This window comes from Flavobacterium foetidum, from assembly GCF_004634245.1.
In the GTDB taxonomy this organism is placed as follows: Bacteria; Bacteroidota; Bacteroidia; order Flavobacteriales; family Flavobacteriaceae; genus Flavobacterium; species Flavobacterium foetidum.
Map to the genome: position 1 here is coordinate 24,367 of NZ_SJTF01000011.1, position 18,648 is coordinate 43,014.

Here is an 18,648-nt window from a genome sequence, read left to right on the forward strand (position 1 = left end):
TTCCAAATTCCAATCTTAACGAGGTTGCTAAAATTGGAATTTGGAATTTTAGTATTGGAATTTATTTAATTCTTTCCGCAACAACAATATAATATCTTGGAGTGAAATATCTTAGTAATGGTCTAAGTCCAAGTTTTTTTACAGGATGTGTAAATTGAAGACGATCTGTGATTTTCCATCCCGTTTTTTCCAAAAGCCAGTCTAACTGCCAGTCTTCAAATTCGTGATAATGTCTGTCCCACATATCGGTTTTAGAACGATATGCAGGTGAAAACCATAAACGTAACGGAATCGAGATTAATAATTTGTCGCATTTTACGTTTTGTAAAATCGTGTACGGATTTAATAAATGTTCGAAAATTTCAAATGCTGTAAAAACAGTATATTCTTCTGTTTGCAAAGCTGTATGGTCGTTGTCTAAATCTTCGCCTTTAGTGTTTTTTACAGTATAACCGTTTTCTTCCATGATTTTAGAAAACGGATTTGGAACACCAAAATCAAAAATGGTTTCAGAGGTGCTAACGTGCTTTTTTAAAAACTCTAGGGTAAGTCGGAATCTCTTATTCGGAAACGTTTTTTCGTACATTTTATGGTTTTTAACAACAAAGGCGCAAAGATACAAAGTTATCTCTGTTTTTGTGTTTTAATTTGAACAAGTTGCTTTAATTAAGTATTCTAATAACGGGAAGCAATCTCTCGTGAAGTCGCGAAGTATTAATCAAAAAAATAACCATATAAGTACTATAAGATATTTTAAGTTTTCACTTAATTGAACTTATGTTACTTATATGGTTTGAAAAAACTTTGCGACTTCGCGTCTTTGTGAGATTCGTTTAGTATCGGTAAACAAAAGCATTGATGTTCATTCCCGCTCCAACTGAGGCAAAAATAACGACATCGCCTTTATTGATTTCGTGATTTTCAATTTTCCCTTGAAGAATTAAGTCAAATAGAGTAGGAACTGTTGCAACACTGCTGTTTCCTAAATCATGAATGCTCATTGGCATGATGTCTTTTGGAGGTGTTTTATCGTAAAGTTTGTAAAAGCGCTCGATAATTGCTTCGTCCATTTTTTCGTTAGCCTGATGGATAAGGATTTTTTTCACTTCATCAATAGAAATGCCGCTTTTGTCTAAACAGCTTTTCATTGCGCAGGGAACATTGCTTAATGCAAATTCGTAGATTTTACGTCCGTACATTTTGATGTATTTGATATCCGGATCTAAATCTGGATTGTATGATTTTCCGAAGAAAAGAAAATTGGCTTCATCATTTGCAAAAGTAGCGCTTTCGTAAGCCAGCAAACCAGAATCATCTGTTGAAAGTTCTAATACAGAAGCTCCTGCGCCGTCAGAGTAAATCATCGAATCGCGGTCGTGATCGTCAACAACTCTTGAAAGGGTTTCAGCTCCAATAACCAAAACTCGTTTTGCCATTTCAGATTTGATGAAAGCATTTGCTTGCAGCACGCCTTCAATCCAGCCTGGACATCCGAAAAGAATGTCATAAGCTACACATTTAGGATTTTTTATTCCTAGTTTATTTTTGACACGAGTTGCCAAACTTGGCAGAATATCAGTTTGGTTTGTTCCCGACTTTACATCGCCAAAGTTGTGTGCAAAAATGATATAGTCTAAAGTTTCGGCATCGATTCCGGCATTTACAATTGCTTTTTCGGCGGCAAAAAAAGCTAAATCAGAAGCAGTATGATGCGTTTCGGCGTAACGGCGATTTTGTATTCCGGTAATTCCCTTAAATTTTTTAATGACTACTTCGTTTGGATATCCGAAAGGTGTTCCGTCTTCGTTTAAGAAAACGTGATCTCCAAAGTCTGTATTGCTAACTGATTTAGTCGGAATGTAACTTCCTGTTCCTATTATTTTTATTTTCATTTTTGCCCGTTTATCCGATAAATTTATTGCTAATGTATAAATAATATTATGATAACAATCATAAAAAATAGTATGCGTGCATATAATTATCAAATAACGATTTTTAGATTGATATATTGTTTATTTTCTAATGATTTTTTAATATTTCCGAGATTTCAAACGATTGAAGAACGTTTTTAAAATTGCTTTTTTTCGGGACTATTATTTAGGAATCAAAAATGTTTTCACAAAAATCCAATAAAAAGTTAGGTTTTTTTTAGATTGTTTCAGGTTTCAGGTTTCAAGTTCCTTTCATAACTTGAAACTTGAAACCTGAAACAAAAATAAACCCGACAGGTTTTTAAAATCTGTCGGGTTTGAATATGTATAAGAAAACTAACTTTTAGCTTTCCATATAAGCTTCAATAGGAGCACAGCTGCAAACTAAGTTTCTATCGCCGTATGCATCGTCTACACGACGAACTGATGGCCAGAATTTATTGTCAGTGATGTAATCTAATGGGTAAGCTGCTGTTTCTCTTGAATAAGGGAAATCCCAAGCATCAGAAGTTAACATGGCTAAGGTGTGTGGCGCATTTTTTAATACGTTGTTTTTGTCATCAGCAGTAGCCGCTTCGATTTCTTTTCTGATTGAGATAAGTGCATCACAGAAACGGTCTAATTCTGCTAAATCTTCAGATTCAGTTGGCTCGATCATTAAAGTTCCTGCCACAGGGAAAGAAACCGTAGGAGCGTGGAAACCATAATCCATTAAACGTTTTGCAATATCACCAACTTCGATTCCGTTTTCTTTAAATGAACGACAATCTAAAATCATTTCGTGAGCTGCTCTTCCACATTCTCCAGTATAAAGAATTGGGTAGTGGCCTTCGAAACGCGCTTTCATATAGTTTGCGTTCAAGATTGCGTGCTCAGTAGCGCTTTTTAATCCTTCAGCACCCATCATAGTAATGTAACCGTAAGAGATTAAACATACTAAAGCAGATCCGTAAGGCGCAGATGAAATTGCTGTAATCGCTTGTTCACCACCAACTTTTAAGATTGGGTTTGTTGGCAAGAACGGAACTAATTTTTCGTTCACACAGATTGGTCCAACTCCAGGTCCACCACCACCGTGAGGAATAGCGAATGTTTTGTGTAAGTTTAAGTGGCAAACGTCAGCACCAATTGTAGCAGGATTTGTTAATCCAACTTGTGCGTTCATGTTGGCACCATCCATATATACTAATCCGCCGTTATCGTGGATTAATTTTGTGATTTCAATAATTGAAGATTCGAAAACTCCGTGAGTAGAAGGATAAGTCACCATTAAGCAAGATAAATCATCTTTGTGCTCAATTGCTTTTTCTCTTAAATCTTCTACGTCAATGTTTCCTTCTGGAGTCGTTTTCGTAACAATGATTTTCATTCCGGCCATCGCTGCAGAAGCAGGGTTGGTTCCGTGAGCCGATGATGGAATTAAACATACATTACGGTGGCCATCGTTTCTTGACATATGGTAAGCACGAATCGCCATTAATCCGGCATATTCTCCTTGAGCTCCAGAGTTTGGCTGTAAAGTTGTTCCAGCAAATCCAGTAATTACATTTAATTGCTGCTCAAGTTTTTTAAGCATTGTAAGATAACCTTCGGCTTGTTCAACTGGTGCAAACGGGTGAATGCTGTTCCAATTTGGCATTGAAAGAGGCAACATTTCAGAAGCTGCGTTTAATTTCATTGTACAAGAACCTAATGAAATCATCGAGTGATTCAATGATAAATCTTTACGCTCTAATTTTTTGATGTAACGCATCAACTGACTTTCTGAATGATGATTGTTGAAAACATCATGAGTCAAGAAAGAAGAAGTTCTTTCTAATGAAGCTGGTAATTGACTTGCAGAAGTTAATTCAGAAACAGTAATAGTTTCTTTTCCTAAAGCTTCAGCAAAAATCGCAACAATTTGGTTAATGTCAGCAACAGAAGTTGTTTCATTAAACGAAATCGAAACTGATTCAGCATCAGGATAGAAGAAGTTTACTTCGTTTTTCTCAGCAACAGCTTTTACTTTTTGAGCGTCTGCTTTTACTAAGATAGTATCAAAGTAAGCGGTGTTCGTTTGGTAAACTCCTAATTTATTTAAAGCTTCAGCAGTAGTAACTGCAGAGGCGTGAACTTTGTTTGCAATGTATTTTAATCCTTTTGGTCCGTGGTAAACGGCGTACATTCCAGCCATAACGGCTAGTAAAACCTGAGCAGTACAAATATTTGAAGTTGCTTTTTCACGTTTAATGTGCTGCTCGCGAGTTCCTAAAGCCATACGTAAAGCGCGATTTCCGTTTGCATCAACAGAAACTCCAATGATACGACCCGGCATAGAACGCTTGTACTCATCTTTAGTAGCGAAGTAAGCAGCGTGAGGGCCACCGTAACCCATTGGTACACCAAAACGCTGTGTTGTTCCAACCACTACTGCAGCTCCCATTTCTCCTGGAGAAGTTAAAGTTGCTAATGATAAAATATCAGCAGCAAAGGCAACTTTGATTTCGTTTTCTTTTGCTTTAGCAACAAAAGCACTGTAATCGTTTACCTGACCGTATTTTCCTGGGTATTGTAAAATTGCTCCGAAGAACTCATTTGAAAAATCAAATGTTTCGTGGTTTCCAACAACCAATTCAATTCCGATAGGAGTTGAACGTGTTTGTAAAACCGATAAAGTTTGAGGTAAAATTTCTTCAGAAACGAAGAATTTGTGTGTATTGTTTTTCTTTTGATCTCTTGTACGAACGTCAAATAATAACGCCATAGCTTCTGCAGCAGCAGTACCTTCATCCAATAAGGAGGCATTGGCAATTTCCATTCCAGTCAACTCAATAACTGTAGTTTGGAAATTCAAAATAGCTTCTAAACGACCCTGAGCGATTTCTGCCTGATAAGGCGTATAAGCGGTATACCATCCTGGGTTTTCGAAGATGTTTCTCTGAATTGGAGCCGGAACGATAGTTGGGTGATAACCCAAACCGATATACGATTTGAATACTTTATTTTTCTTCCCTAATTCCTGAATGTGATTTGCGAATTCATACTCTGTCATAGCAGGATCTAAATTCAACGGTGCTTTTAGACGGATGTCGTCCGGAAGGGTTTCGTAAACCAATTGTTCAATCGAGTCAACCCCAATAGTCTTCAACATGTGTGGAAGATCGGCTTCTCTTGGGCCAATGTGTCTTAAAGCAAAAGCATCTGTTCTCATTTGTGCGGTCTAATTTTTTAGGTCAATGCAATTCTCAGTTTTTGCTGAGTAAATCACATTTGAAAGTAAATGTGTTGTTTTTTTGTGGCGCAAAATTAAGTATATTTAATAATTTAATAGGTATTTTTAACTTCAATTTTTATGAAATTTCTAACTAAAGACTTGATTTGTTAATAATTGATTAGATTTGAGTTATGAAACTCCTTAAACAGCTCTTCGATTTTTATCTTAATGCCAGTATTCATGTGGCCTTGTCTTGTTTCGCTTTGGTTCATATTACCTTTCATGTCTTTCATATTCAATATGATAAAGCGATGGCTTTGTTTGTTTTTTTCGGAACTATTGTTGGGTATAATTTTGTAAAGTACGATACCTTGGTTCGGGTCAATCGAAAAATAGTCGGAAAGCAATTGAAGCTTATTGCAGTTTTGAGTTTTTTTTCGCTGCTTTTGGTTGGCTATTATTTTTTTCAGCTCAAGAGGATTACTCAAATTGTCTCCTTCGGAATCTTGGCAGTAACAGCGCTGTATACGTTGCCTTTTTTTCCTAATAAACGAAATGCAAGAAACTGGGCCGGAGTCAAAATTTATATTGTTGCGCTTTGCTGGGTAGGTGCCACTTTGGTTCTACCGTTGGTGAATGCTGAAATTCCATTTTCTACTGATTTTTTTATAAAATGCATTCAGCGGTTTGTATTGGTTTTTGTCTTGATTTTAGTTTTTGAAATTTTAGATTTGGCCAAAGATGATCCGCATCTTAAAACCGTTCCTCAAACAATTGGAGTCAGAAAAACAAAAATTTTGGGATTTACGCTATTGATTCCGTTTTGGTTTTTAGAAGTTTTTATTTCGACTTTTAATTTTCATGATGCCCTTATCAATCTCATAATGGTTGTGATGCTCATGTTGTTTATTTTTTTCGCAAAACCTGAAAGACCAAAATACTACACCTCTTTCTGGGTAGAGAGCGTACCGATTTTCTGGTGGCTGATGATTGCTTATTTGAAATAGTAAACCGAACTGATTATTTTGGAAATATAAACCGCTCATACACAATAGGTATTAGCGGTTTTTTGTTTGCAACAGGTATTTCTACTCGGCCGTTTGTCTGATAACAGTCATAACCTTCTTTCATGTCAAAGAATAGTCGTCTTATGACATTTTTTTCTTAAATCCTATAAATCTGATATAGTTTTGATACAACTAAAATGAAGTTTAGTATCTGATTTTTAGTTTGTTAGTGTTTTTAAACCTTATCCAAAAACATTTAAAACAACCCATCAAACAAGTGGAGCAGAACCCACTGAAAAAAACGAGGCGGTTCCGAAAAGCCATACGAGTAGGAAACCTAAAAACAAAAGTTATGTCAGAATTATTAGCAGGTGCTTATTTAGCAAAAGGCACAATCGGAAATGTAGGAACACCAGGTGCTCCAATCGCAACATTTAGTTTAGTAGTTGTACCATCACAACACACTGTAACGGGTACTGTTGTTATCACCCAAGCGGTACAAGGGCCAGACAGCCATATCGTGGTTCAGGTAAAAGGTAGAATTTATTCTACAGGATTTGGAAATTTTACTCAGGTGGTGAGCCTTCAAGGACAGTATGTACAATCTTTCCCACCACCGGCAATTGGTTCTTTCTTAGCAGATTTCAATGCTCACTTAGCCATTGATAATGCTTGGAACGGAACAGGAGGTTTCTCTTACTACCAACACCAAATCGAAAATGTACCAGTTGCTTCGGCTAAAAAACCAGAATTGGTATAATTAACGCAACTTTTTATAACAGAAATACTATGAATCAGCATAGGATTTCTGACTCGAAAGAGTTCTGATTTGAAAAGACCGCCTGATTCGGCGGTCTTTTACATTAAACTTGTTTTTTGCTCCCAAAGCTTAAAAAATAGAAAAACTAATTTACCAAAAGCTAACAAAATGAAAAGAAAACCTATTATTATCATCTTAGTAATCGTTTTTCTAATAGCCTCCGTGACCGTATTTTTTTTAAATAAGGAGAAAATATTAGAAAAATTCGGAATAGCCTCTGAGTACGCTTCCGCAAATAAACCTTGCGAATGCGAAACGAGTTGGTTTCCGCACGAAAAAACGCCTGCTCCGGCAGAAGGAGACGGAAGTCCTTTTGATTCTAGCACCACTACCAATTGTATGTTTCATCAATGGTCGTGGCAGAAATTTTTATGGGTTACAAAACCGATGCCTAGTGGAAATCCGTTTTTTCTAGATTCGTTGCAGTTAGTTAGTCCACAAATGGAAGACGTTGCTCCTCAGCTAGCAAATAAGCTTGTACTGAGTTCTATCAATCAGGCTGGTTTTAAAGGTGTTCTGGTTTCTAATCCGAAGTTTAACAATGTGGCAGATACTGTGTTTTATTCTATCCACGTTAATAATCTTTTGAAAGAAAAAGCAGTTTTAATGGCTTCGTTAATCAACAGCGGCAAAATGTCTGTTTCTAATTTGGAAACTTTTCCTGTTGGAGCTTTAGAATTAAAAGTTTCTTGGATTGATATCAACGCAATTCCGAAACATGAACAGGCGAATTATTTTACAACAAAAGCTGCTGTGATTAATAAGAAAAAACAATATGTTGAAAAAACAGTTGCCTTATTGGGTATGCACGTGGTTGGAGTTGTCAAAAATCATCCCGAATTTATCTGGGCTACTTTTGAGCATAAAGATATGGCGCCAGTTTATGACAAGAAAAACAATTCGGTTACTTCTTCAAAAGAAATGTTGTTTTACGAAAAAGGAAAAACTACTGGTATAAAAGGAATTACTTGGGATACTATTACCAATTTACCTGCGGTTGCCAATAAAGCTTTTATTCTTTATGAATACGGAGTGCCAAAAGAACTCAATACAGGAAAATTCATGAAAACAAGCCAGGCTGAACCGGTTAATTTTGATAATATCGAAAGCGTCAATAAATGTGTTGCAACCCATCTTAAAGATGTTTTTAGAAATTATTTCTATAATGGTTCTGTTTGGTTAGACTTTGACGGAGTTTCTCCAGAAAATCAGGCAAAAGCAATCGTAACCAGAGATATTTCAAGTACTTTGCCCGATTCTTTAGTAAGAGGTTCGGTTAATCTTGCCAATATCACAATGGAAACGTATACACAAACTTTTAAGTCTGATATACACGGAATTAATAATACCAATTTGGTAAACTGTTTTGACTGCCATCAGGCTTCAAATTTTGATTCTTCAAGACCTGGTAATTCTCCATTGTTTTTGAGCCATATATTTGGAGATTATTTATTGTTTACAAAACCAAAAGCGACTTTAAGTGCTAAAAATGCTAACGATGCGACCATCGCTAAAGCAAAACGCATAGAGGAAATAGAAGCGAAAAAATTTGAACAACTAAAAGAATTCATCAATGAGAATCAGTAAAAAGACTTTCTTTTTCTGAGGTTTGATTTAAGATTTTATTTCTTTCTAAAAGGAATTTGGTAAGATGTTTTTTCAGGAATAAGGCATCAAAGCATTTTCCTAAAATACCAAACGGAGTCTCATATTGTAACAAATCTGTCATGATTGTGACTCCGTTTATTTCTTTAAAATAATGTTTGTGCTTAAACGATTTAAATTTTCCTTCTTCCATTTCGTCCACAAAAAAATCATAAAAATTCATTGCAGTAATTCGGCTTTTGTGTGTTAGATAAAATCCGAAATGTTTGCCGCGCCAGGTTACGGTTTCATCTAAATTTATTAATCCAGATGTTATTCCAGCAATTGCTTTTTCTTTTGATTTGCTTGCCGACTGTTGGTGAATATCTATATTTCTTGAAACATCAAAAACTATTTTTTTAGATGCGTTGATTTTGGTTGTGAGGTAAATCGTGGTCATGAAATGTGAATTTGGTTTTTAAATTAAATCTCGAAAAGCATCATCAATTTCTGCAAACTTAAATCGGAATCCTTTTTCCAAAAGGCGTTTCGGAATTACATTTCTGCTTTTTAAAACCAATTCGGTTTCTGTTCGAATAAAAAAAGAGCCAATTTCTAAAAGTGTTTTGCTTAACGGAATTCCGAATTTAGAACCAATCGCCTTTCTGAGTTGCTGCATAAATGAGGCATTACGAACAGGTTCTGGAGCTACGATATTTATTTTTCCATCCATTTTGTTTTCGATGATAAATTCGACAGCACGGGCAAAATCTTCTTCATGAATCCAGCTTACAAACTGATTCCCGTTTCCTTGTGGTCCTCCAAAACCAAATTTCGCCAAATTCTTTAACGGAATAAAAGCACCACCATTTTTTCCTAAAACAATAGAAGTTCTTAAAGCGGTTTTTAAGGTTTGGGGAGTTTCGGTTTTAAAAAATGCTTTTTCCCAAGAAAGCGCCACATTGATGGAAAAATCATTTCCAATCTCGCCGTCAAGCTCATCCATTTGTTTGTCTAAAGAAAATCGATAAATAGTTGCCGTTGAAGAATTCAGCCAATGTTTCGGCGGATTTTGACAATTAAGAACTGCTTTGTTCAGAATTTTGGTGCTTTCAATTCTTGACCATAAAATCTCTTGTTTGTTTTTTTTAGTGTAACGACAATCAACTGATTTTCCGGTAAGATTAATTAAAACCGAAGCGTTTTCGAGTTCCTTTTCCCAACCAGAAAAAGTTCTGGCATTCCAGTTTACGTATTTTATTCCGTCAATTGTTTGAGATTTTCCTCTGGTTAGAATTACGATTTCATCAAATTTGTTTTTGAAATGATTGACTAAAACCTGTCCTAAAAATCCGGTTCCTGCTGCTATAATGAGTTTTTTCATTTTTTGTTTTTTTGTTTGCCACGAATTACACCAATTGACACTAATTTTTTTTATAATTCAAAGTGTAAAATCAATTTGTGAAATTCGTCGCAATCTTACATATTAGGCTTTAAACACCAAACGTTCTTCGCGTTGTGCTTCTTTGGCTTTTCTTTTTCCTCTAAAGAAGAAGTATAGATTGAAGAATAACATAATTCCGAGATAAATCGCAAAACCTCCGATTTTATAACTCAATCTTTCTACCAATTCTTGGTAAGTATCGGTGTCTAAATTTAATCGTAAAATCATTAACGCAAAACCAATATTTAAAAGATAAAATCCGGTTTCAAAAATTCTGTTGGTGGCTTCGGCAATTTCTTCACGTCCTTTAAAAATGTCCAACATAAATATTTTACCATTTTGAAACAAGGTTTTAGAAACATAATACGTTAAAAATAGTGCAACTGGTAAATAAATGATGTATCCGATTAAAATTTTTGTAGTTTCCATAGTTATTTGATTTTAAGTTATTTGATTAATTTTTGAATGTATTTTGTAATCATAAAAATGTTGAAGTAATGCAAAACTGAAATAATAAAAATTATAGCTGCCGTTTTTGTACTGATTATTTCGATTAATTGAGTCCAGGAAATAATTTTCTCCCAAGAAATTAAGGTCATGGCACAATAACCGATGTTTAAAAGATAATAACCAATTAGCAAAACCTGATTTAATTTCTGGCACAAATCCATATGATTCGGAATTAATTCTGCGACATATACATTTCCGTTTTGGTAGCAGATTTTGCCAACTTTTACAATAATGAGAATTGTGATGCTGAGGTAAATGAAATATGCTGTTATATTGAGATTCATGGTTTAGATTTTTAGATTGCCATTTGGTATTCTTCTTTTATTTCGAGTTTTCTTTTATTCCGTTAGGCTTCCAAGAGATTACAAAATAAAAATCAAAGCAATAATTCGATAAAGAATCCAAGTGTATGATAAATAAAAAGGAAGTTTTAAAATTTTAACCCTTCTAAAATGTTCCAAAAACATTATGAAGACCGTAATTCCAAACCAACCTAGAATAATCATTTCTGGAAGCTGGACAAACTGACTCAAAAACAAAATCGGGATTAAGATTAAACTGCCCATTAAAGAAACCGTCATAATATTCCCAGCATAATTAATTATCGTTTGTTTGTCAAACTTCATCAGAAATAAACTTTGAAAAACAATTTGCCCGAATGCCAAAAAGGTTTCTCTGATAATACTGCTTTTTGGCAAATTCGGAATCAAATTAGAATATCCAAAAAGAACAAAAGTGGTTACGGTTAATGCAAATCCGATAAAAAGAAATCGATATTTAAAATTGAAATCGGGAGTACATTGCAATTTGTTTTCTTCTTTTACATTTCCTGGAATAATTACTTTTCGGTTATAAGAAATAAAAGAATACATTTTTTTTAGAATGAAATGAATTGGTTTAACGGTTGCAATTTTTTCAATTAATGGAAAAGAAAAACCAATTACCTTTATTAAACTATCAACTCCATAAATCACCGTTTTCATTTTATTGTCAACCAAGGCAATTTCGTTTTTGGCACGTTTTAAATCCACAAAACTTTGCTCTTCTTCAGATAATTGACAATATGATTTTCTTCCGTTTTCATCCAGCATGCTGCTTTTTACAAATCCAGTTGTGTATAAACTGCAAAGCGGACAATCTTCATCATAAAGTAAAGTTTGGTTTTCTAACGTTTTCATGATTTTTGGTTTTAAAGATTCTTACAGATTTTTCTTTTTATAAATTATAAAAGAGAGATATATAGCCAAAATGGGTGGTGTTGCCATTAGAATGCAACTAAGAGTTTCATACGATCTCGCTTGTGAATTGAAAAACAAAAACGTAAAAAACAGAACAACTCCTGAAATGTAGTTTTGAAGATGCCTATTTTTAGGTTCGTCAATAAGCATTTTTATCCCGATAACCACTTGAATAAAACCAGTAAGCATTGTTGAAAAAAGGGCATATATAAATACAGCTTCCTTGAAAACTGGATATGTGATGATAATTGCAAATGGAAGTGTGATGGCAAAAGTATTAAGGTGTTTTATGATTTTCATGACTTTGCTTCTTAAGATTATTAGCTACACCTTTCTTCTAAAATGACGTTTGGTTCTAGTTTTTTCTTGTTTTTAACTGTGATTTTTGAACCTTTAGCTAGAAAAATCGAAACTGGTACTTTGTTTTGCAGAAAATCAAAATCGTATCCGTAAGTTTTTTTGAAGTCAATATCAATTTTATGATTTAAGACTTCCAATTGTTCCCATCTTGGATGTGTCACTTCATATTCGAAAGTTGTGTTTTGATTGATTTTTGTATAACCGAAATAATGTTCTGTAATGAATTCTGCGTCAGAGCCTTCTTCAATTTTTATTAGGTTTTTTTTGGTTTCTAACTGAATTGTATTCCAGCGTTTGTGATCATTTCTCCATTGGTAAATAAAAGTGTTTGTTTGTTCGTTTTCGATGATTTCATGTTTCATCTTTTGGGTTTCATAATTTTCCTGATACAAAGTATTCGCAATAAAAGTGATGGCGCTTTTCGGAACAATTTCTTTGATGAAAACTACTCCTCGTTTCCATTCTCCATTTTCGAAACGTTTTACGTAAAATCGCAAATTCACTTCTTCAAAGTCGACATGAAATGGTACTTTTATTCCTAAAACTTTCGTGTTTTTAAACATAAACCCAACCAAGCTTACATAACATTTGTTATTCCAAATATCAATCTCGGTTCCGGCGGGAACATATTTTTCTAATATTTTAGCCTCAACTTCGTAATTGAAAAGTGCTAAGTTTTTCCATTCTGCTTTTAAGAAGTCCATGATATTTTTTGGTATTGATTATTTGATTTTATGAATTAAAACAGAAAGATAAAGGGCCAATAAAGGAGGCAGTGAATAGATAAAATAAGAAATCGTTTGGTAAAAATTAGTTTCAGGATAAATTTTCCATAAAACAAAAAACAGCACTACTCCAACAAAATAAATGTAAATAGGTTTAGCGAATCTGTCGTCGAACAGCAATCGCAATGCAATTAAAAATTGCAGCACTCCAGTAACAATCGTAGCTAATAATGCATAAATAAAAGCACCTTCTTTTATAATAGGATAAGTCATCAGGATTACAAGTGGCAGTCCGACAGCAAATGCATTAATGTATTGTATTGTTTTCATAACTATTTATTATTTTTAAACTTTCAGAAAAAAATGAAACTTTAGGTTAAATTTTTTTATTTCATCATTTTAATAATTAATTTTCCTAGCCAGTTTTCATTAAATTCGGTTACTTTGTCCAGCATATTATCAGCTTTTAGAACAAAATCGTACAATTTAGAAGTCTGGTCTACAAAATGTTTTTCTTCTGCAGAATCATTTGCTTCTATAGTCGACACTTCTTTTAAGATTTTAAGAGCAGGTTTGATTTCGCGTTTGCTTCTTTCTCGCGAAATTTTTGCTGCCAGCTCGTCTAGATCTTTCTCTGCCGTAAAAAACTCTTTTCTTTCTCCAGTTTTGAACTCCTTGTAAACAATTCCCCAATCCATTAATGCTCTTAGGTTCATGCTGGCATTGCCTCTTGAAATCTGCAATTCTTCCATGATTTCTTCCATAGAAACAGCCTCGTTTGAGACCATTAATAAAGCATGAATCTGTGCCATGGTTTTATTAATTCCCCACTGAGAACCTAAAGCTCCCCACGTCTGAACAAATTTATTTTTTGCTTCTTTGAATTCCATGAAACAAATGTATGTAAAAGTTTTTAAACTTTCAAAAATATTTGAAAGTTTATTTCTGTTCAAATATAATTTTAGGAATAATCTTATAGCTTGTTTTTTGTCTTTTATGACATAGAATCTTCTGTTCTGTGACAATTTTGTGTAAAGTGCTAATTATCAGGTGTAATTTTAGAACGAGATTAATGCAGCTGCTTATATTTTATTTATTGTGGAGCAGAAACCACAAAAAAAACGAACTGATCCGCGCAGTACAAAAACGGAGGCGAAACCTGAAAAGCCATACGAGTAAGAACCAAAAACTTAAAATTATGCAACCTATACCTAGAAAAGTCAAAAATGTAACTGTATATCCTTACATAGATTGGAAAGGAGGAGGAGTTGGACCCGTAATTCTTCCTGTGATTGAAGGAGGAAGCGGCACTTATGCTGTCGGCACATTGCTTACTTCTATATTTTACAATTTAAATCTTGCTTCAGGAACACAGAAAAGCAAACTTGGAGTGCATCAAAAATATTTTGCGACAGGAGAAACAGAAGACGGCAGTTCTTTTACTACTCCGTGGATGTATTGCACAGACGCAGGCGATAAACCAGAATTTGGAAGAACAATCACATTGCTTAAACCACAAAATGATACGCTTAATGCAGAAGCTTTGCCAGAGTACATCACACTTGGTCCTTTGACGGATATTACAGTTACACAATCTTTTCCGCCACCAGCTATTGGCGAATTATTATTGATTGAAAACGGTTCAGGAAATGTTATTGCCACAAGAACTGGTACACCTCATGAAATGGGAGTAGAAGTAAAGACTGGTAATCGTGTCGGACACTTAAGATCAGGTTTGAAAAATATAATGATTACTGGAAAAAATAAAGACGGTAAAACATTTACAATGGGAAATCTGACTTGCATTAACCCTAACGAACCGGCAATTTTTCTTCATCAGTTTGGCCCTTTTGAATAAACAGCTATTTCAATATCAATTTAATTAATCTAAAAACAAGAATTATGGGAGTAATTATGGCATACGGTGCAGCTATCAGAGAAGCATTGGCTTCTAATGATTTAGAACAAATGCAGGCGATAGCAGAACAGGCAAAACAGACCATAAAAGAACAGGGCGACTTAGCGGCTGCTCTGCTGGAACTGCTGGAAGCGATAGAAGCTTTAGAAAACAAAAAATAAAAAGCAACTGTCTTGTTCAGTAAAAACAAGGGTGGAACCGAAAAACCTTAAGAGTAGGAATAACTAAAAAACAAAAGATTATGGGAGTAACAGTGCTTTACGCCGCAGGAATCAGAGAAGCGATTGCTTCAAATGATTTAGAAAAAATGAAAGCAGTTGCAGAACAAGCCAAACAAACTGTTAAAGAACAGGGAGACTTAAGTGCTGCATTGGTAGAATTGCTAGAAGCGATTGAAAACTTGAAAAAGTAGTCTTGAAAAAACGGTTTATGAAGCAAAACTTGATAAACCGTTTTTTAAATAAGTTCGAAAACCTTAAAATAAACTAAGATGGATAAGACTTCTATACGATACAGAGTAAGAGATGATTATGAAACGGCAACACCCGTTCATGTAGTGTGGGAGATTACACTTGCCTGTAATTTGAAATGCTCGCATTGCGGTTCGCGAGCCGGAAAGGTGAGACCTGGCGAATTAACTACCGAACAATGCTTTGAGGTTATTGATAGTCTGAAGCGTCTTGGTACAAGAGAAATAACCATTATTGGAGGGGAAGCATTTTTACGAAAAGACTGGCTCGAAATAATTGCAAGAATTAATGACAGCGGTATCGAATGCTCGATGCAGTCGGGCGCTTATAATCTCAACGAAGAGAGAATCAGTAGTGCAAAAAGTGCTGGCATAAGAAATATAGGGGTTTCTATTGATGGTATGCCTGAAACTCATAATAAAATAAGAGGAAGAAGAGATTCTTTTGAGCATGTCGTTGATTGTCTTCAATTATTGAAAGCATACGACATTCCGTCGAGTGTCAATACGGTCATCACAAAATTAAATGTAGATGAACTGAATGATCTTCTAGATGTTTTGATAACAAACGGGGTGAGAAACTGGCAGATTCAGCTGGCTGTCGCTATGGGAAATGCCGTAGACCATGCAGAAGAATTGCTTCTGCAACCTTACGAATTAATAGATTTTTATGAAAAGCTGATTGTATTGTACCGAAGAGCCTTGGCAAATAATGTTTTAATACAGGCAGGGAACAATATTGGTTATTTTGGGCCGTATGAACATATCTGGAGACAAGGCAATGAAAAATATTTTACAGGATGCTCTGCCGGACATACCGGAATTGGTATTGAAGCCGACGGAAAAATAAAAGGCTGTCCGTCTTTACCCACAAACGGATACACTGGCGGAAATGTAAAAGACATGAAAATTGAAGATATCTGGAAATACAGCGAAGAAATGGTTTTTTCGAGATACAGAAACAAAGAAGAATTATGGGGAGGATGCAAAGGCTGTTATTATGAGTCTTCGTGCCTTGCCGGATGTACCTGGACGAGTCATGTGCTTTTTGGAAAAAGAGGAAATAATCCTTTCTGTCATCACCGTGCTTTGGAATTAAAAAAGAAAGGACTTCGCGAACGCATCAGAAAAATTCAGGAAGCGCCAGGATTATCTTTTGATATTGGATTGTTTGAAATAGTAGTAGAGAACGAAAAAGGAGAAATTGTCGAAATACAATCGCCTCATAACAGTCCTATAATTCCGAAAGAAGATTTTATAGACAGAGCGCCAAGGATGCCAAAAGCACTTAAACTCTGCAACGGCTGTGATAATTACGTTTATGAGGAAGAGACGACCTGCAGTTTCTGCAACGCCGATATTCAGAAAGTAAACGATGAATATGCCGTGAAGATGGAAAAAGCAAAACGCTCACTAGAAAAATTAGAATTATTAATGATGAGATAATATGGAACTGCTTAAAAAAATTCAATTAGAAATTGACCGACAACTAGATACTATTGAAGAAAATCTAAGCCTTTCGGAAATTACGATCAGATATGGCTTAAATTCCTATCGTTATGGATCCTCAAGTTTTTTAGACAATCTTTTTGATCACCTAGAGATTACAAACAAAACCGTATTTTATGATTTAGGTTCGGGTTACGGAAATATAATTTTATACGGAGCCGTAAAATTTCCTGATGCATCATTTAAGGGAATCGAAATTCTTAAAGAACGTCATGAGGTGTGCAGCACTTTGATTGAAGATGAAGATTTAAAAAACGCAACAGCAATCTGTGGCGATATTTTAAAAACCGATATTTCAGACGGAACCATTTTCTATATCTATAATCCTCTTTTTGATTTTCAGTACGCCGAATTAGTAGACAAGCTTTATCAGGTTTCGTTAAGCAAATCAATTGTGGTAATCGCTGAGTCGCGCTGTGTCTATTTTGATCAGGCCCAATGGCTCGAACAATATCATGTCGAGGATATCGATATTCTGCGAAAAATAAAATACTACCGCTCAAAGTCTTAAACTGAGTTCGTGTCAAATGATTTTCAGCTAGACTAAAAAATCCAAAAACAAATAATAAAACCGAAGAATCATGTCCAGTTTAAGTTTAATTATTCTTCCAATTATCAGTGGCATGTAAAAATCACATTTAGAAACACAATAAAGAACCTTGATCTTAAAATTAAACAGTGGCGGAAGTGGAATTGGTACTTATGTCGAAAACGAATGTACATCTCAGGAATGGGAAAAAATTATGAGAGAGAATTGGAATAAATACCTCATGCAGCATTTTTTGGACCAGAAAAAAAATGATGATTCAGAAAACCAGCGTAAGATTTGCCTCGTTGGTATGTTATTGTGTAAAGATGACAAAACCTATGAATCTGGTTTGTTTTGCAGTTCAGGCCAATCGTTCATGCAGGAGGAGTATAATTTATCCAATATCAGAATACTAAAAATATGAAACACACAGTTGTTATTCCGCTCTACAACAAAGAATCTTATATATCCGAAGCAATTCGGTCACTGGCTTTTCAGGAAAAAAAAGCATCTGAACTGATTATTGTAGATGATTGCAGTACAGATCAGAGTCTGATTTTTTTAAAAGAAGCGTTATCGTTTTTTGCTCCTCAGTTTTTGCAGACTACTGTTAAAATCATCGAATTGCAGGAAAACAAAGGTCTAGGAAATGCATGTAACATCGGAATCGAAAATGCAGAAGGCGAACTCATCAGTTTTTTGGATGCAGATGATTATTATGCTCCGGCTTGTTTAAAAGATGCCGATTTACTTATGAAGCAAGAAAGCATAGATGTTCTAGTACTCGGAATAGTGCTGATTCCGTCGCAGTGTTATCTGCCCCAAATACAATCTTTTGAAAAAGAATTGGTACCCCTAACAGATGATTTGTTTCTAATACCAGAGATTCGGCACACTATCAGCGCTCCCGATTTTATTATCGGCGTTTGCAAAAATGTTATAATCAAAAGAGAGTTTCTAGAAAATGTTCGATACGAGACCAGTGAATCACTTAATGAAGAAATTGATTTTTGGTACCGAGTGCTTAAAAATATGAAAAAAGACTTACGTGCAGCTTTGCTGCATAAAGCTTGTATAGAAGTTCAAGAAGTAAAAAGCAGTTTTCCCAAAATCAATTACAAAAACTGGAAAGAACTGAAAGTTCCGGTTCTTATTAAAAGATACCGTAAAAGCTCAGATGTATACGACAGGCAGTTAATGGGAATGCTTTCGAAACGATGGTTGGAATATGCTATGCAACAACTTCCGAATTGGCGGCAAAAACTTCTTTTTATGGTTTGCCATTCCAAAACGCTCATTAAAAATTATCAATATTTCAGAAATCGTTAAATATTTTTGGTTGATCAGTATATTGATTCCAAAAATCAAAAACGCCTGTATTGTTGTATTTGATATAATGATTTTAGTT

General features: G+C 34.8%; 22 protein-coding genes. 10 read left to right on the plus strand and 12 right to left on the minus strand.

The genetic code is table 11. The annotated features are described in order from the left end of the window. Window positions 1–61: 61 nt before the first annotated feature. The 3 genes from E0W73_RS14315 to gcvP form a co-directional block, all read right to left on the minus strand. Complete coding sequence (locus tag E0W73_RS14315) at window positions 62–586, minus strand: methyltransferase (protein WP_135222755.1); 525 nt, start codon at window positions 584–586, stop codon at window positions 62–64. Between the two features lie 247 nt (window positions 587–833). Further along, entirely contained in the window at window positions 834–1,892 is a 1,059-nt protein-coding gene (locus E0W73_RS14320) for a 3-oxoacyl-ACP synthase III family protein (protein WP_135222756.1), read from the minus strand. Window positions 1,893–2,274: 382 nt separating this feature from the next. Beyond that, complete coding sequence (gcvP, locus tag E0W73_RS14325; protein ID WP_135222757.1) at window positions 2,275–5,124, minus strand: aminomethyl-transferring glycine dehydrogenase; 2,850 nt, start codon at window positions 5,122–5,124, stop codon at window positions 2,275–2,277. A gap of 194 nt (window positions 5,125–5,318) precedes the next feature. On the opposite strand from gcvP, the gene E0W73_RS14330 reads away from it, so the two are divergent. The 3 genes from E0W73_RS14330 to E0W73_RS14340 all read left to right on the plus strand — a co-directional run bounded on the left by E0W73_RS14330 (window position 5,319) and on the right by E0W73_RS14340 (window position 8,541). Continuing rightward, a complete protein-coding gene (locus E0W73_RS14330) occupies window positions 5,319–6,134 on the plus strand; it encodes a UbiA prenyltransferase family protein (protein ID WP_135222758.1) in 816 nt (271 codons plus the stop codon). Between the two features lie 352 nt (window positions 6,135–6,486). Next, on the plus strand, window positions 6,487–6,894 hold the full coding sequence (locus tag E0W73_RS14335; protein ID WP_135222759.1) for a DUF1842 domain-containing protein: 408 nt from the start codon (window positions 6,487–6,489) through the stop codon (window positions 6,892–6,894). A 168-nt stretch (window positions 6,895–7,062) separates the two neighbouring features. After that, on the plus strand, window positions 7,063–8,541 hold the full coding sequence (locus E0W73_RS14340) for a hypothetical protein (RefSeq protein WP_135222760.1): 1,479 nt from the start codon (window positions 7,063–7,065) through the stop codon (window positions 8,539–8,541). Here E0W73_RS14340 and E0W73_RS14345 read toward each other — a convergent pair. The 9 genes from E0W73_RS14345 to E0W73_RS14385 all read right to left on the minus strand — a co-directional run bounded on the left by E0W73_RS14345 (window position 8,525) and on the right by E0W73_RS14385 (window position 13,705). Then, entirely contained in the window at window positions 8,525–8,998 is a 474-nt protein-coding gene (locus E0W73_RS14345; protein ID WP_135222761.1) for an SRPBCC family protein, read from the minus strand. The two genes, E0W73_RS14340 and E0W73_RS14345, sit on opposite strands and share 17 nt — an antisense overlap. An 18-nt stretch (window positions 8,999–9,016) precedes the next feature. Further along, window positions 9,017–9,922 carry a TIGR01777 family oxidoreductase gene (locus tag E0W73_RS14350; RefSeq protein WP_135222762.1) on the minus strand — a complete coding sequence of 302 codons (906 nt, stop codon included), beginning with the start codon at window positions 9,920–9,922 and terminating at the stop codon, window positions 9,017–9,019. A gap of 102 nt (window positions 9,923–10,024) precedes the next feature. Continuing rightward, window positions 10,025–10,411: a hypothetical protein gene (locus E0W73_RS14355; protein WP_135222763.1), complete on the minus strand. Its 387-nt coding sequence runs from the start codon at window positions 10,409–10,411 to the stop codon at window positions 10,025–10,027. 17 nt (window positions 10,412–10,428) lie between these two features. Next, window positions 10,429–10,776, minus strand: a complete 348-nt coding sequence (locus E0W73_RS14360; protein WP_135222764.1) for a hypothetical protein — start codon at window positions 10,774–10,776, stop codon at window positions 10,429–10,431. 78 nt (window positions 10,777–10,854) lie between these two features. Continuing rightward, window positions 10,855–11,670, minus strand: a complete 816-nt coding sequence (locus E0W73_RS14365) for a thiol-disulfide oxidoreductase DCC family protein (protein WP_135222765.1) — start codon at window positions 11,668–11,670, stop codon at window positions 10,855–10,857. A gap of 21 nt (window positions 11,671–11,691) precedes the next feature. Beyond that, window positions 11,692–12,030 carry a hypothetical protein gene (locus E0W73_RS14370; RefSeq protein WP_135222766.1) on the minus strand — a complete coding sequence of 113 codons (339 nt, stop codon included), beginning with the start codon at window positions 12,028–12,030 and terminating at the stop codon, window positions 11,692–11,694. A gap of 20 nt (window positions 12,031–12,050) precedes the next feature. Then, window positions 12,051–12,794, minus strand: coding sequence for a YqjF family protein (locus tag E0W73_RS14375; RefSeq protein WP_135222767.1), 744 nt, complete (start codon window positions 12,792–12,794; stop codon window positions 12,051–12,053). An 18-nt stretch (window positions 12,795–12,812) separates the two neighbouring features. Next, complete coding sequence (locus E0W73_RS14380) at window positions 12,813–13,145, minus strand: hypothetical protein (protein ID WP_135222768.1); 333 nt, start codon at window positions 13,143–13,145, stop codon at window positions 12,813–12,815. A 56-nt stretch (window positions 13,146–13,201) separates the two neighbouring features. Continuing rightward, a complete protein-coding gene (locus tag E0W73_RS14385; protein ID WP_135222769.1) occupies window positions 13,202–13,705 on the minus strand; it encodes a GbsR/MarR family transcriptional regulator in 504 nt (167 codons plus the stop codon). A gap of 308 nt (window positions 13,706–14,013) precedes the next feature. On the opposite strand from E0W73_RS14385, the gene E0W73_RS14390 reads away from it, so the two are divergent. From E0W73_RS14390 to E0W73_RS14420, 7 genes are all read left to right on the plus strand, one after another. After that, entirely contained in the window at window positions 14,014–14,673 is a 660-nt protein-coding gene (locus E0W73_RS14390; RefSeq protein WP_135222770.1) for a hypothetical protein, read from the plus strand. A 44-nt stretch (window positions 14,674–14,717) separates the two neighbouring features. Further along, window positions 14,718–14,894 carry a DUF1843 domain-containing protein gene (locus tag E0W73_RS14395; RefSeq protein ID WP_135222771.1) on the plus strand — a complete coding sequence of 59 codons (177 nt, stop codon included), beginning with the start codon at window positions 14,718–14,720 and terminating at the stop codon, window positions 14,892–14,894. 80 nt (window positions 14,895–14,974) lie between these two features. Then, entirely contained in the window at window positions 14,975–15,145 is a 171-nt protein-coding gene (locus E0W73_RS14400) for a DUF1843 domain-containing protein (protein WP_135222772.1), read from the plus strand. 78 nt (window positions 15,146–15,223) lie between these two features. Next, window positions 15,224–16,648 carry a radical SAM/SPASM domain-containing protein gene (locus E0W73_RS14405; protein WP_135222773.1) on the plus strand — a complete coding sequence of 475 codons (1,425 nt, stop codon included), beginning with the start codon at window positions 15,224–15,226 and terminating at the stop codon, window positions 16,646–16,648. Between the two features lies 1 nt (window position 16,649). Further along, window positions 16,650–17,222 (plus strand): class I SAM-dependent methyltransferase, encoded by a 573-nt coding sequence (locus tag E0W73_RS14410; RefSeq protein WP_135222774.1) that lies wholly within the window; start codon window positions 16,650–16,652, stop codon window positions 17,220–17,222. A gap of 148 nt (window positions 17,223–17,370) precedes the next feature. Then, the gene (locus E0W73_RS14415) at window positions 17,371–17,664 is read left to right on the plus strand and encodes a hypothetical protein (protein ID WP_135222775.1); all 294 of its coding nucleotides are present in this window, start codon (window positions 17,371–17,373) and stop codon (window positions 17,662–17,664) included. Next, window positions 17,661–18,569 (plus strand): glycosyltransferase family 2 protein, encoded by a 909-nt coding sequence (locus E0W73_RS14420; protein ID WP_135222776.1) that lies wholly within the window; start codon window positions 17,661–17,663, stop codon window positions 18,567–18,569. Before E0W73_RS14415 ends, E0W73_RS14420 begins: the two co-directional genes overlap by 4 nt. The last annotated feature ends 79 nt before the right edge of the window (window positions 18,570–18,648 follow it).